The sequence below is a fragment of the Pseudomonas sp. PB106 genome, from assembly GCF_009764645.1.
Lineage (GTDB): Bacteria > Pseudomonadota > Gammaproteobacteria > Pseudomonadales > Pseudomonadaceae > Aquipseudomonas.
Map to the genome: position 1 here is coordinate 20170 of NZ_RWIM01000185.1, position 13894 is coordinate 34063.

Below are 13894 nucleotides of genomic sequence, written 5' to 3' on the forward strand. Positions count from 1 at the left end.
TGACTCTGTGTAAGACGAATTAGATGGTCTTGGAGGAAGATTCGGATTTTTCCGCGTCTTTTTCCGGTGTTTCTTTTTTCTCGATCAACCCGCCCGTGGCATCGCTCAGCGCTTGCTCCGCGGCTTTATGGGTGTCATCGATCGCTTGCTTGGCGCTCTCGGCGGCTTTACCCATCAACTGCTGGGCGCTTTTTTCGGCCTGATCGCAACCGGCCATAAGCAGTAAAGACGTAAACATCAATGCTGGGATTGTGTATTTCATGTGGCTTCCTTCGAATGAACAGACAGGGTCACAGACCGGTCGTCGATGGCTGGGCATTCTAGGGAGACAAACACTTCAGGAAAATTCGTATTTTTAGCGGCTATACTTCGGTTTTCACGAAGTGAAGATCACCATGCTCAACTACCGACAACTGCATTACTTCTGGGTTGTGGCCAAGACCGGCAGCATCGTGCGTGCGTGCGAGCAACTGAATCTGACGCCACAGACCATCAGCGGGCAGATTTCCCTGCTCGAACAAACCTATGGCATCGAGTTGTTTCGACGAGTGGGCCGGCAACTTGAGCTCACCGAAGCCGGGCGACAAGCCCTGCCCTACGCCGAGCACATGTTTCAACTGGGCGGCGAACTGGAATTGATGCTGCGCGCGCAACCCAACGAGCAGCAGATTCTGTTCCGCGTCGGCGTGGCGGACGTGGTGCCCAAATCCATCGTCTATCGCCTGATCGCGCCGACCATGGAATTGAACGAACCGCTGCGCATCACCTGTCGCGAAGACAAACTCGAACGCCTGCTCGCCGATCTGGCCATCCAGCGTCTGGATCTAGTGATCTCCGACAGCCCGATGCCCTCGCATCTCGACATCAAGGGCTACAGCCAGAAGCTCGGTGAATGCGGGATCAGTTTTTTCGCCACCCCTGAACTGGCAGCCCGATACGGTCAGGATTTCCCACGCAGTCTGCACGGTGCGCCGCTGTTGATTCCGGGCGCGGAAACCGTAGTCCGCAGCCGCTTGCAGCGCTGGTTCGCCGAGCAGCAGATTCAGCCGCAAATCGTCGGCGAGTTCGATGACAGTGCCTTGATGCAGGCGTTCGGCCAATCCGGCAGCGGGATTTTTATCGGCCCGAGCGTGATTGCCGATGAGGTCAAACGCCAATACGGCGTCGAGTTGATCGGCCAGACCGATGCGGTGACCGAGTCCTTCTATGCCATTTCGGTGGAGCGCAAGGTCAAGCACCCCGGCATCGTTGCGATTACCGAAGGTGCCCGACGGGAGCTGTTTACGGCGTTATGACGCCTCGGCGCAGATCTCGCGCGGCTTGAGCGTCATCAGCACCATGGCGAGGAACACCGACAGCAGGATGAAGCCAGCGGCGGCGAAGCCGAGGAAGCCCAGGCCCGCGCCGTCGATGACCCGGCCGCCGACCATGGCGCCCAGACCAATCCCCAGATTGGCCCCGGCGATGTTCAGCGAGGCAGCAAAGGCCGGCGCTTCCGGCGCGGCTTTCATCAGGCGCACATGGCTGACCAGGAACAACGCGGCTTGAGTGATGCCCCAGATGCCCATCGCCACCGCCAGCCCCACTGGCGAATGGATGTTCGGCACCAGCGAGACCATGCCGGCGATCATGAACGCGCAGAACAACACCGACGCGCCCAGCGGATGCTTATCGACCGCACGACCGCCCAGCGAGTTGCCGATCAGCCCGACCGCGCCGAAGGCCATCAGGCACCAACCGACCACCGTGCCGTTGAAACCGGCGAGACGCTCAAGAATATCGGCCAGATAGGTGTAAGCGGTAAACATGCCGCTGAACACCAGAATCGACAGCACGATGTGGCCGATCATCAATGGGCTGCGCAGGATCTTGAACTGCGAGCGGAAGCTGACTTGATGCTGGTGGAGACTGGTTTTCGGCAAATAAACAAACAGCAACAAAGCTTTGGCAAAGGCAATCACCGCCAGAATCCCAAAGGCACTGCGCCAGCCGAATGCGTCAGAAATCAGCGTGCCGACCGGAATGCCGAAAACCGTGGCGCAGACAATGCCGAAGCCAATTTTGGCAATCGCCCGACCGGCGAAATCCGGGCCGACGATGTCCACCGCTGTTTCGCTGGCCAAGGCCCAGAACACCGGCAAACCGAGCGCCGGGATCAGTCGGGCAATCGCCATCACCCAGATATTCGGGGCCAGCGCGGCCACGGTATTGGCCAGGCCAAACATGATCAGGATGCTGATAAACAGCTTGCGCCGTTCGAAGCGGGCGAAATATGCGGTCAAGAAAGGCCCGAACATCGCCACGGTAAAAGCGAATAGAGTCACCAGCAGACCGGCCTGCGGGATGGTGACCTCAAGGTCGCGGGCAATCGCCGGCAACAGGCCGACGATGACGAATTCTGTGGTCAGCACCGTAAAACCGGCGGCGGACAACAGAAGAATGGGCAACAGCATGCGCAACTCCAGCAAAACGACAACACCAGCGTTGACCCGGAGGCCCGCTGGCATGACTTGAAAATAAGGATGGGCAATCTTAACAGAGTGCGTCCGGGCTGACTTGCCCAAACCTGCCGAGTTTGTCGTCTGATCCGGTGGCAGATCGTCACAGGCCTGAAGGATAAGGCCTACGCTGTGATAAAGTCCGCGCCCTGAAAAACGTACACCCTGATCAGCGACGTGTTTAAGACGCTGATGTCGATTCGACTGTCGGCTCGTGCCTGCCCACGAGACCTCGCACCCTATAAAAACAGAGATGCCGTTATGACAGCTTCATCCCCTTCTCTACTGCAACGCTTGAGCAAACTGAGCCTGGTCACCCAGATCGTGATCGGCCTGATCGCCGGTATTGCGCTGGCCCTGATTGCGCCTGAGCTGGCCAAATCCACGGCATTCATCGGCAAGGTCTTCGTGTCGGCGTTGAAAGCCGTAGCACCGATTCTGGTATTCGTACTGGTGATGGCCTCGATTGCCAACCACAAGCACGGCCAGGAAACCCATATCCGCCCGATTCTGTTCCTCTATCTGCTGGGCACGTTCGCCGCAGCAGTGGTGGCCGTGGTTGCCAGCATGGCCTTCCCGTCGCATCTGGTGCTGGCGACTGAAAACGTCGCAGTGACCGCCCCGGGCGGCATCACTGAAGTGTTGCAGAGCCTGTTGCTGAGCGTGGTGGACAATCCGGTCAGCGCCCTGATGAACGCCAACTTCATCGGCATTCTGGCCTGGGCCATCGGCATGGGCATCGCGATTCGCCATGCCGGCGACACTACCCGCGAAGTGCTGGGCGACCTGTCCAACGGCGTGACCGTGATCGTCCGCGTGGTGATTCGCTTCGCACCGCTGGGTATTTTCGGTCTCGTGGCTTCGACACTGGCCACCTCCGGCTTTGGCGCATTGATCGGTTACGCGCATCTGCTGGCTGTCCTGCTTGGCTGCATGCTGTTCGTCGCGCTGGTGATGAACCCGCTGATCGTGTTCTGGAAGCTGCGCCGCAACCCGTACCCGCTGACCCTCAAGTGCCTGCGTGAAAGCGGTATCACTGCATTCTTCACCCGCAGCTCGGCGGCGAACATTCCGGTCAACCTGGAATTGAGCAAGCGTCTGGGCCTGCACGAAGACACCTATTCGGTATCGATCCCACTGGGCGCCACCATCAACATGGCCGGTGCGGCGATCACCATTACCGTGCTGGCGCTGGCAGCCGTGCACACCCTGGGCATCGCCGTGGACATCCCAACCGCAATCCTGCTCAGCGTTGTGGCAGCGATTTGCGCCTGTGGCGCTTCGGGTGTGGCCGGTGGTTCGCTGCTGCTGATTCCGCTGGCGTGCAGCCTGTTCGGCATTCCGAGTGAAATCGCCATGCAGGTCGTGGCAGTCGGTTTCATTATTGGTGTGTTGCAGGATTCCGCCGAAACCGCGCTGAACTCGTCGACGGACGTGCTGTTCACCGCCGCAGCGTGCCTGGGCGAAGAAGCGAAAGCCCAACGTACTGCGTAACCCTCTTACCCTGTGGGAGTGAGCTTGCGCGCGAAAGAGGCGGGTCAGTTAACATCATTGTCATCTGACCCACCGCATTCGCGAGCAAGCTCGCTCCCACAGGGAAAACAAAAGCCCGCCAAGGCGCAAACCTTGGCGGGCTTTTGTGTATCTGGGTGTTTTAGAACGCGCCCATGTAATCGCGTTTACCCACTTCAACACCGTTATGACGCAGCAGTGCATACGTGGTGGTGACGTGGAAGAAGAATTGCGGCAGACCGTAAGTCAGCAGGTAAGCCTGACCGCTGAAGCGCTTCTCTTTCGGAGTGCCCGGACGGGTGATGATTTCGATGCCTTCCTTGCCATCGATCTGCTCTGGCTTGATCTCGCCGATGTAGGCCAGCACCTTGGCGATCAAGGCTTGCAGCTCGGCGAAGGTGGTTTCGGTATCGTCGTACTTCGGCACTTCGACTTCAGCCAGACGCGAGGAAACGCCTTTGGCGAAGTCCACAGCGATCTGTACCTGACGGGTCAACGGGAACATGTCCGGGAACAGACGCGCTTGCAGGAACGCGTTCGGGTCGATGTTTTTCTCGGTGGCGTGGGCTTCAGCCTTTTTCAACACATCGCTCAAAGCGTTGAGCATTTGTTGAAAAACCGGGACGGATGCGGCGTACAGGGAAATGGTCATGGCAGTCTCGTGTGATGGCTGGGTGGAACAAGGAGGCGATTATAGCCATGCTTGATGACCACACGGCTTGCCTTTTGTTTGGCAAGGATTAGGCTAGGCGCCTTCGACTGCAGAGGGAACGCGCGATGACCACAGAACCAGAATCCACCTTCGACGAGCCTCGGCTCAATGCCACGGAAATCCGCATCCTCGGCTCGTTGATCGAAAAACAGGCGACCAGCCCGGAAACCTATCCGCTGACACTCAACGCTTTGGTCACCGCGTGCAATCAGAAAACCAGCCGCGAACCAGTCATGAACCTGACCCAAGGCCAGGTCGGCCAGAGCCTGCGTGCCCTCGAAGGTCGCGGCTTCGCCAAACTGGTCATGGGCAGTCGCGCCGACCGCTGGGAGCACAAGGTCGACAAGGCGCTGGAACTGGTGCCGGCCCAGGTGATTCTGAGTGGATTGATGTTTCTGCGCGGCCCGCAAACCGTCAACGAACTGCTGACCCGCAGCGGTCGCATGCATGATTTCGAAGATGCCGAACAGGTGGTGCATCAACTTGAACGCCTGATTGCGCGCGGGCTGGCGGTGTTGATTCCGCGTCAGGCCGGTCAGCGTGAAGATCGTTACACCCATGCGCTGGGTGATCCGGCGGACATCGAAGCGATCATGGCGGCGCGGCAGAATCCGTCGGATCGCGGTGCGAGCAGTGGCGTCTCGATCGAGCGCATCGAAGAGCTCGAGGCGCGGATCGCCGCGCTGGAAGAACGCCTGGCCCGCCTCGAATAGCCACCGCGTAACCCCTGTAGGAGTGAGCCTGCTCGCGATAGCGGTGTGTCATCCAAAGATTATGTGACTGACAAACCGCTATCGCGAGCAGGCTCACTCCTACAGGGATCTGCGCGTTACTCGCCATCCCAGTAATCGACGCCATCCGCCTGCCGTGCTACCGCAACAAAACCTGAGGCATGACCCTCGGCATCAATCGTGAAGTTATCCATCACCGCATATTTGTTCGAATCCGGGTATTCGCAAATTTCCGGCTGCTGTTGAGTACTCACTGCCAGATAACGCAGTTCGGCCTGACTGGTATTGATGATCTGATGCGCCTTCTCCGGTCCGCCCGGCGGGCAGGCAATCACATCGCCTTCGCGGATCGGAAAATGTTCGGCACCGAGACGCACCTCGCCCTCCCCGGCCACCACGTAAAACATTTCTTCGTTGACCCGATGGCTGTGAAACGGGCTGCCGCGCATGCCCGGCGGTAGCGCGTACAGACGATAACCAAGTTTTTGCGAACCCAATTGCTGGCCGATACGGGCCATGCGCTGCTGATAGCGCCCGGCGGTTTCGCCTTCCGGGGCGAGGGCTTCGGGCAGGGGTTCGAGTGCGACCTGATGCAGGTTGAGAATGGGTGGGTGCATGGGGGCCTCGGTCACGGTTTTTATGGTGGGCAAGTCTGTGCTTGCTGGGGAGGCAGTATAGGCAGCAGGATAAACCGAGGTGAATTCATCGCTGGCAAGCCAGCTCCCACAGGTAACCGGTTGGAACACAAAAATGGGGACACCCGCAAATCCTGTGGGAGCTGGCTTGCCAGCGATGGGACCGGTAGGGCCCCTACACAACTCACAGAATCAGCTGCGGGCAAACGCCACCGCCGCCGCAAACTGCGCTTCATTCGGGCGCACGCCGGTGTACAGCACAAACTGCTCCAGTGCCTGGATCGCGATCACTTCCAGGCCGGTAATGACCTTCTTGCCCTCGGCCCGGCCACGCACGATCAGCGGCGTCTCCGATGGAATCGCCACCACATCAAACACGGTGTCCGCCGCTTTGATCACGTCCGGCTCGAATGCCAGTTGCCCCGCCTCAGGCCCGCCGTCCATGCCCACCGGCGTCACGTTGATCAGCATCCGCGGGCGCTCGTCGGCCAACTCCGCCTGCCAGCGATAGCCCAGCGATTCCGCCAGCGCCCGCCCTGCCCGCTCATTGCGCGCAACGATCAAACCGTTTTTATAGCCGCCATCGCGTAAGGCACTGGCCACTGCTTTGGCCATGCCGCCGCTGCCGCGCAGGGCGAAAGTCGATTCTTTGGGCACCGCGTGGGTTTTCAGCAACTGCTCGATGGCAATGTAATCGGTGTTGTACGCCTTGAGGTGGCCGCTGGTGTTGACGATGGTATTGATCGACTGAATCGCCGCAGCGGACGCGTCCAGCTCATCGACCAGCGCAATGCAGGCTTCCTTGAACGGCATCGACACGCCGCAACCGCGAATCCCCAGCGCGCGAATCCCGCCCACGGCGCCGTTCAAGTCCTGGCTGCTGAACGCCTTGTAATAGAAATTGAGGCCCAACTGCTCATACAAATGGTTATGAAAACGCAGACCGAAGTTACCTGGGCGTCCGGACAGGGACATGCACAGTTGGGTGTCTTTGTTCGGGTTCATCTGCATGAAACTTCTCCTTCAAACGCACTTTCGGATAGACGGGATTAGCCAGCCCATCGGGTTCTGAACGATCATAGAGGCCTGTTTTAAACGTATCGCGCGGCCCTTGCGCGGCTCGGTAAACAAACCGGTACAGACCTTACACAAAATTTACCCAGTGGCTGTGCTGAATTTCAGAATTTCGCTGTCTTAGAAGTATCCCCGCGACAACTGTGGGCCTGGTGCAGGCCCTGCCGCCGGGTCGAAGAACCGAGGAATTATCATGATTCGTAAACTCCCTATCGTGGCCCTGCTGATTGGTGCATTCGCTGTCGCAGGGCAAGCAGAAGCCCATGGCGGCAATTACTGGCAAGGCCCGGCAGTGTTTGGCGCGATCGTCGGCTCGGCCATCATCGGCTCGGCACTGATCAATCAGGATCGCCCGGTTTATGTGCAGCAGGCGCCGGTGTATGCCGCGCCGCCACCACCGGTCTATGTGCAGCAGCCACCGCCACCGGTCTACTACCAGCCAGCGCCGGTTTACGTTCAGCAACCGGTCTACGTGCAACCGGCCCCGGTGTATTACGGCCCGCCTCGCGGCTACTACGGTCGCCCGCACTACTACGGTGGTCCGCGCTGGTAATGGCAGAAACACAAAGCCCCGCTTTTACAGCGGGGCTTTTTTATGACCGTTGGTCGGCCAACGTCTGAAAAAATCGCGCCAACGTCGCTGTGAGGACAGTTTCAGCGGCTAAAGTCGGCATGATGGATTGACCGTTATGTAGATTTCCACAAAACGGTCATCGCTTTGTCATGACGGAACCGCACTCTGAATCCGTCCGTAAACAACAGGTTGATAAAAACAAGGACGACTGTATGCCAACACAAAACCCGCACCGCACCGTCGGCCTGTGCACCTCCAGCAAGGTGTACGGCGCGCTGACCGAGCTCAAGCACCTGGAAGGCCATCGCTGCGCGAAATTTCTTTCGCTGCTGGCCGAAAACCTTGTGCACAAAGGCCTGCTCAACGAGCGCGAAGTCATGCACATGCTCGATCAAGTGGTCGATTGAAGCCAGACCTCACTGGCATCAATGACCACTATCGAAACGGTTGATTGTCGCAAAATCCCGCGAGTCCCTAAGGTAGCCCCATAGATTGATGGAGGTACTTTTCATGGCTCAGGTTCAAATCATGTCAGTCATCGGCAGCGCCGTTCCCGCTTCGCTCAGAGCGTCGGGATTGCTCGCCTGCTGGTATCTGGTGCGCGACGGCGAGCCAATCAGCGGCCCGCTCACTTCGCTGCCCGCCGCGCAGGCCTTGTCACAACAAATGGTCAGCGCTGCTTTTCATGCCTAAGGCAGTTGCACCTTGGGTTTGGTCTCGGCGAACAGCGCCCAGCTCGACATGAACAGCGCCGCGATCAGCGGCCCGATCACGAAACCGTTGAGACCAAACACCGCCAGGCCGCCCAAGGTCGAGATCAGAATCATGTAGTCGGGCATTTTGGTGTCCTTGCCCACCAGGATCGGGCGCAGCACGTTATCCACCAGCCCGATCACAAAGATCCCGAACAGTCCCAGCACCACGCCCTGCCAGATCATCCCGCTGAGCAGGAAGTAAGCCGCCACCGGCGCCCACACGATCCCCGCGCCGACCGCTGGCAACAGCGACAGAAACGCCATCAACACCGCCCACAGCAACGCGCTGGGGATGTCGAGAAACCAGAAAATCGCCCCACCCAACGCGCCCTGTGTCACCGCGACCACCAGATTGCCCTTCACGGTCGCCCGCACCACCCGGTTGAATTTCAGTTGCAGACGACGCTTGTGATGTTCTTCCAGCGGCACGGCGCTGCGCACTTTGCGCGCCAGTTCGGCGCCGTCGCGCAAAAAGAAAAACAGCAGGTACAGCATGATGAAGAAACTCACCACGAACTCGAACGTGCCCTGGCCAAAACTGAACGCCTGACTGGCCAGCACCTGGCTGCCCTGCATCGCCGATTTGACGATTTTTTCGCGCAGGCCATTGAGTTCGCCCATGCCGAAGCGGTCGAGCAAGTGCTGAAAGTACGGCGGCAGGCTGTGCTTGAACTGCGCCAGATACGCAGCAATATCCAGCTCGCCGCTTTCGATGTTCTTGTAGACCGTCGCCCCTTCCTGCACCAGCAGCACACTGAGGATGATCACCGGCAGAATCGCAATCACCAGACAGATCGACAAGGTGCACAGGGACGTCAGGTTGCGCTGCCAGCCGAATTTCGCCTGCAGCCGGCGTTGCATCGGCGCAAACACAATACCGAGAATCACCGCCCAGAACACCGCGCCGTAGAACGGCAAGAGGATCCAGATAAACGCCACCGTGACCAGCAACAGCAGCACGGTGAGGGATTTGAATTGAAGACTTTTTTCGTTCATGTCCGATCCATGTCAGTCAGGCGTCCTACACGCCCCGATGCTTAGTCAACCGGGGCCTGCACGAGTGCCATCTTTATTCATGGAGCATAGATCCAGATCAACAAACCCTCGCCGCATCTGACTTACCCTGCTGCGCTTTTGCGACCGACACCGCCATGACCCCGACCCTCGCCACCCCGGAACTGCTCGCCCCCGCCGGCACCCTGAAAAACATGCGTTACGCGTTCGCCTACGGCGCCGATGCGGTCTACGCCGGCCAGCCGCGCTACAGCTTGCGGGTGCGCAACAACGAATTCGATCATGCCAATCTGGCGCTGGGCATTCACGAAGCGCAGGCGCAAGGCAAACGTTTCTACGTGGTGGTCAACATCGCCCCGCACAACGCCAAGTTGAAGACGTTTCTCAAGGACCTGGCGCCGGTGATCGAGATGGCGCCGGATGCGCTGATCATGTCCGACCCGGGGCTGATCATGCTGGTGCGCCGGCACTTCCCGCAGATGCCGATTCACCTGTCGGTGCAGGCCAACACGGTGAATTGGGCGAGTGTCGAGTTCTGGCAGCAACTGGGGCTGAGCCGGATCATCCTGTCGCGAGAATTGTCGCTGGAAGAGATCGGCGAAATCCGCGAACAGGTGCCCGGCATGGAGCTGGAAGTGTTCGTCCACGGCGCGTTGTGCATGGCCTATTCCGGGCGCTGCCTGCTGTCGGGCTACATGAACAAGCGCGACGCCAACCAAGGCACCTGCACCAATGCCTGTCGCTGGAAATACTCGGCGCAGGAAGCCACGCAAAACCAGCTCGGCGAAATCGTCCAGACCTTTCGACCCGGGCCAACCCTTGGCCTCGGCACGCCCACCGATCAGGTGTTTCTGTTGCAGGAAGCCAATCGTCCTGACGAATTGATGCCGGCGTTCGAAGACGAGCACGGCACCTACATCATGAACGCCAAGGACCTGCGCGCCGTGCAACACGTCGAGCGTTTGACCCGCATGGGCGTGCATTCATTGAAGATCGAGGGCCGGACCAAATCGCATTTCTACTGCGCGCGCACCACCCAGGTGTATCGCCGGGCGATTGATGACGCAGTGGCGGGTCGTGAGTTTGACCGCAGCTTGATGACCGATCTGGAGTCGTTGGCCCAGCGCGGCTACACCGAAGGTTTTCTGCGTCGCCATGTGCATGACGAATATCAGAACTACCTGAACGGCAGCTCAGTCTCGGAGCGCCAGCAATTCGTCGGCGAACTGACCGGCGAGCGGCGTGATCGTCTGGCCGAGGTCAAGGTGAAGAACCGCTTTGCCCTTGGCGATCATCTGGAACTGATGACCCCCAAAGGCAATTTCCATTTTGATCTGCATGAGTTGCAGAGCGCAAAAGGTGCAGCGATCGACGTGGCGCCGGGGGATGGGCATACGGTGTATCTGCCGATTCCGGATGCAGTGGATTTGCGGTTTGGGTTGTTGATGCGGGATCTGCGCTAGACCTGCGCGGCGGTTTGATCGGTGATTTTTTTGTTGAAGCGGATGCCGTCATCGCTGGCAAGCCAGCTCCCACAGGGTTCCAGGGTGCACATGGTTGTCATGTACATCCGCCTATCCTGTGGGAGCTGGCTTGCCAGCGATGGGGCCGGCAAATCCGACACAACTGTCAGGGCTCAGCGCCGATCATCCGACAACGGCGTCGGCTCGTCCGCCGGCGGAACGTCTTCATCATCCGGCGCCGGATCCTTCCAGTCTTCGGGCCGGTCGGCATCGCTCAGCGGATCCTGGCCCGGGGGCATGCCCATCGGAGAATCATGATCCGCCAACGTCGGCTCATCGGTTCCGGGCATCGGCCGGTTCGGATCGGTGGGAAGAACGCCACCCTGAAACAGCAAGTCGTTAGCCATGACACACCTCACCAAGGAGGTCCGGAAAACCCGGGCCATATCACTTGGAAGTGCCCCCGTGATCGCCGTGCTATCGAACAGACCAACGGCGATCAACCCTGCGCCGAGAAGCGGTCACGGCTGTTGGTCAAGTGCAGCCACATCGCTGCCCGCGCTGCATCCGCATCCTGACGCTTGATCGCATTCAGAATCGCCTCGTGCTCCAGATGGGCCAGTTGACCGAGTTTGCTCAGATCCGCCGCACCGCGCTCGGCGGCGTTGAGGCGGTTGCGCGGGATCATCGCACTGCCCAGGTGCTGCATGATCTCGCTGAAGCAGACGTTGCCGGTGGCTTCGGCAATCAGCAAATGAAAGCGTCGATCCGCTTCGACGCAACTGTCGTTGTTGTCCAGCAGGCGCTGATAGTCATCCAGGGCCTGGCGCATCTGCAGCAGTTGCTGCTCGCTACGCCGTTGCGCGGCCAATGCGGCGGCTTGGGTTTCCAGGCCCAGGCGCAGTTCAAGAATGCTGCGTACACCGAGCGCCGTGTCGACATTCAGGCGCAAGCCCTGCTCCGCTGCGCGTTCGATCACGAATGTGCCGATGCCATGCCGCGTCTCGACCAGCCCCGATGCCTGCAATTTGGAAATCGCCTCGCGCACCACGGTGCGGCTGACGCCGTGCTCCTGAACGATGGAATTCTCCGACGGCAGTTTGTCGCCGGGGGACAAATGGCCGAGCAGGATGCTCTGGGTGAGTTTCTCCACCAGGTCATGGGCAAGGTTGTGCGCGCGTTTACGGGCGGGGGCGTCGAGGTCTTCTTGCATGGTCGGTTCCGGTGATCGGGTCTTGCGGATCGTAGCATCGTGAGAGAACAGATGAGCTGGATTTTAACGCCCTAGCTTGTATGACAACACTCAAATTTAGCGAAGGTAATTCAGGCACATCTGATCATCAAACCTGTGCTCCGGAAAAAATGCATCGGACCTTGCGCCCCATTAAAGCCCACAAACATTGAGATAAAATACAGAAAAGCATAAAAAACCGGCCTTCCAGACAAAATTAATCGGCCCTCCCTACTTGTAGGACAAAAAAACGCAGTTGTATGATGTCTATCAACAACGCAGCACCCAGCCCTACCCCGCATAAAAATAATCAGTGGGAGAAAACCAAGTGAAAACCTCCGTCTCCGGGATGAACGAGGGCGTCGATTCGACACTCGCCTCGGCCATCTCGAAAGTGAAACGCCACGTCCTGCCGCTCTTCGTGATCATGTTCATCGTCAATTACATTGACCGGGTGAACATCGGTTTCGTCCGCACCCACATGGAACACGACCTCGGTATTGGTGCCGCCGCCTACGGCTTCGGCGCTGGTTTGTTCTTCATCGGTTACGCGCTGTTCGAAGTCCCGTCCAACATGCTCCTGCAGAAAGTCGGCGCACGAATCTGGCTGACGCGGATCATGTTCACCTGGGGTCTGGTCGCCGCCGGCATGGCGTTCATCCAGAACGAAACCCACTTCTATGTGTTGCGCTTTTTGCTGGGCGTCGCCGAGGCCGGGTTCTTCCCTGGAGTGATCTACTACTTCACCCGCTGGCTGCCCGGCGCCGAACGCGGCAAGGCGATTGCAATCTTCCTCAGCGGCTCTGCCGTAGCCTCGTTGATCTCCGGCCCGTTGTCCGGCCTGCTCCTGCAGATCAACGGGCTGGGCATGCACGGCTGGCAATGGATGTACTTCATTGAAGGGATGTTTTCGGTGTGCCTGTGCGTCTTCGTCTGGTTCTGGCTCGACGCCAAACCCCACGACGCGAAATGGCTGACCCGCGCCGAACAGGACGCACTGGTCAACGCCATCGACGCAGAGCAAAAGGCCCGTGAAGCTGCGACGCCGATCCGGCCATCGATGGGCAAACTGCTCAAGGATCGCCAGATCATTCTGTTCTGCCTGATCTATTTCTTCATTCAATTGACCATCTACGCGGCGACCTTCTGGCTGCCGAGCATCATCAAGAAAATGGGCGAGATGAGCGACTTCCAGGTCGGCCTGTTCAACTCGATTCCGTGGTTGCTGTCGATCATCGGCATGTACGCCTTCGCCTCGTTCTCGGCCAAGTGGAAACATCAGCAGGCGTGGGTCGCCACCGCGCTGCTGATCGCCGCTGCGGGGATGTTCATGTCCACCACCGGCGGGCCGATCTTCGCCTTCGTCGCGATCTGTTTTGCCGCGCTGGGTTTCAAATCGGCATCGTCGTTGTTCTGGCCGATTCCGCAGGCCTATCTGGATGCACGCATCGCTGCAGCGGTGATCGCGTTGATCAACTCGGTGGGCAACCTCGGCGGCTTCGTCGCGCCGACCACGTTCGGCTTGCTCGAAGAACACACCGGTTCGATTCAGGGCGGCCTCTATGGTCTGGCCGCGACCTCGATCATCGCCGCCATCATTGTTTTCTTCGCGCGCACCACACCGAAACCTGCGGCTGAAATTGCCGTGGTTGAAGCTGCGCCAAAGCACGCCTGAACTCTTTATTAAAAGGATAA

The 13894-nt window shown here is 59.1% G+C and carries 16 protein-coding genes; 8 read left to right on the plus strand and 8 right to left on the minus strand.

What is annotated here, in order from left to right:
• Positions 1-19 precede the first annotated feature (19 nt).
• The gene (locus EJA71_RS23395) at positions 20-262 is read right to left on the minus strand and encodes a hypothetical protein (RefSeq protein WP_007965379.1); all 243 of its coding nucleotides are present in this window, start codon (positions 260-262) and stop codon (positions 20-22) included.
• Positions 263-395: 133 nt separating this feature from the next.
• Here EJA71_RS23395 and nhaR point away from each other — a divergent pair, with 133 nt between their 5' ends.
• Positions 396-1295, plus strand: a complete 900-nt coding sequence (gene nhaR, locus EJA71_RS23400) for a transcriptional activator NhaR (RefSeq protein WP_158959886.1) — start codon at positions 396-398, stop codon at positions 1293-1295.
• Here the strand turns inward: nhaR and EJA71_RS23405 are convergent.
• Positions 1290-2453, minus strand: coding sequence for an MFS transporter (locus tag EJA71_RS23405; protein ID WP_158959888.1), 1164 nt, complete (start codon positions 2451-2453; stop codon positions 1290-1292). The genes nhaR and EJA71_RS23405 overlap by 6 nt on opposite strands.
• A gap of 306 nt (positions 2454-2759) precedes the next feature.
• Between EJA71_RS23405 and sstT the strand changes: the two genes are divergently transcribed.
• Positions 2760-3992, plus strand: a complete 1233-nt coding sequence (sstT, locus tag EJA71_RS23410; RefSeq protein WP_158959890.1) for a serine/threonine transporter SstT — start codon at positions 2760-2762, stop codon at positions 3990-3992.
• A 160-nt stretch (positions 3993-4152) separates the two neighbouring features.
• On the opposite strand, the gene EJA71_RS23415 is transcribed toward sstT, so the two are convergent.
• On the minus strand, positions 4153-4662 hold the full coding sequence (locus EJA71_RS23415) for a DUF1993 family protein (protein WP_158959892.1): 510 nt from the start codon (positions 4660-4662) through the stop codon (positions 4153-4155).
• A 125-nt stretch (positions 4663-4787) separates the two neighbouring features.
• Here EJA71_RS23415 and EJA71_RS23420 point away from each other — a divergent pair, with 125 nt between their 5' ends.
• Entirely contained in the window at positions 4788-5435 is a 648-nt protein-coding gene (locus tag EJA71_RS23420) for a YceH family protein (RefSeq protein WP_158959893.1), read from the plus strand.
• Positions 5436-5551: 116 nt separating this feature from the next.
• On the opposite strand, the gene EJA71_RS23425 is transcribed toward EJA71_RS23420, so the two are convergent.
• Complete coding sequence (locus tag EJA71_RS23425) at positions 5552-6070, minus strand: cupin domain-containing protein (protein WP_158959895.1); 519 nt, start codon at positions 6068-6070, stop codon at positions 5552-5554.
• 210 nt (positions 6071-6280) lie between these two features.
• Positions 6281-7099, minus strand: a complete 819-nt coding sequence (locus tag EJA71_RS23430; RefSeq protein WP_158959897.1) for a shikimate 5-dehydrogenase — start codon at positions 7097-7099, stop codon at positions 6281-6283.
• Between the two features lie 256 nt (positions 7100-7355).
• Between EJA71_RS23430 and EJA71_RS23435 the strand changes: the two genes are divergently transcribed.
• The 3 genes from EJA71_RS23435 (at position 7356) to EJA71_RS23445 (ending at position 8429) form a co-directional block, all read left to right on the plus strand.
• Positions 7356-7715, plus strand: a complete 360-nt coding sequence (locus tag EJA71_RS23435; protein ID WP_034154666.1) for a hypothetical protein — start codon at positions 7356-7358, stop codon at positions 7713-7715.
• A gap of 233 nt (positions 7716-7948) precedes the next feature.
• A complete protein-coding gene (locus EJA71_RS23440; protein ID WP_158959898.1) occupies positions 7949-8143 on the plus strand; it encodes a hypothetical protein in 195 nt (64 codons plus the stop codon).
• Between the two features lie 103 nt (positions 8144-8246).
• Positions 8247-8429, plus strand: coding sequence for a hypothetical protein (locus EJA71_RS23445; protein WP_158959900.1), 183 nt, complete (start codon positions 8247-8249; stop codon positions 8427-8429).
• Here the strand turns inward: EJA71_RS23445 and EJA71_RS23450 are convergent.
• Positions 8426-9487, minus strand: coding sequence for an AI-2E family transporter (locus EJA71_RS23450; RefSeq protein ID WP_158959902.1), 1062 nt, complete (start codon positions 9485-9487; stop codon positions 8426-8428). The genes EJA71_RS23445 and EJA71_RS23450 overlap by 4 nt on opposite strands.
• 155 nt (positions 9488-9642) lie before the next feature.
• Here EJA71_RS23450 and yegQ point away from each other — a divergent pair, with 155 nt between their 5' ends.
• Entirely contained in the window at positions 9643-10968 is a 1326-nt protein-coding gene (gene yegQ, locus EJA71_RS23455) for a tRNA 5-hydroxyuridine modification protein YegQ (protein ID WP_158959904.1), read from the plus strand.
• A 173-nt stretch (positions 10969-11141) separates the two neighbouring features.
• On the opposite strand, the gene EJA71_RS23460 is transcribed toward yegQ, so the two are convergent.
• Both EJA71_RS23460 and EJA71_RS23465 read right to left on the minus strand, forming a co-directional pair.
• Complete coding sequence (locus tag EJA71_RS23460) at positions 11142-11375, minus strand: hypothetical protein (RefSeq protein ID WP_158959906.1); 234 nt, start codon at positions 11373-11375, stop codon at positions 11142-11144.
• Between the two features lie 92 nt (positions 11376-11467).
• Positions 11468-12181: a FadR/GntR family transcriptional regulator gene (locus EJA71_RS23465; RefSeq protein ID WP_158959908.1), complete on the minus strand. Its 714-nt coding sequence runs from the start codon at positions 12179-12181 to the stop codon at positions 11468-11470.
• A gap of 346 nt (positions 12182-12527) precedes the next feature.
• Here EJA71_RS23465 and EJA71_RS23470 point away from each other — a divergent pair, with 346 nt between their 5' ends.
• Positions 12528-13874: an MFS transporter gene (locus EJA71_RS23470; RefSeq protein ID WP_158959910.1), complete on the plus strand. Its 1347-nt coding sequence runs from the start codon at positions 12528-12530 to the stop codon at positions 13872-13874.
• Positions 13875-13894: the final 20 nt, after the last annotated feature.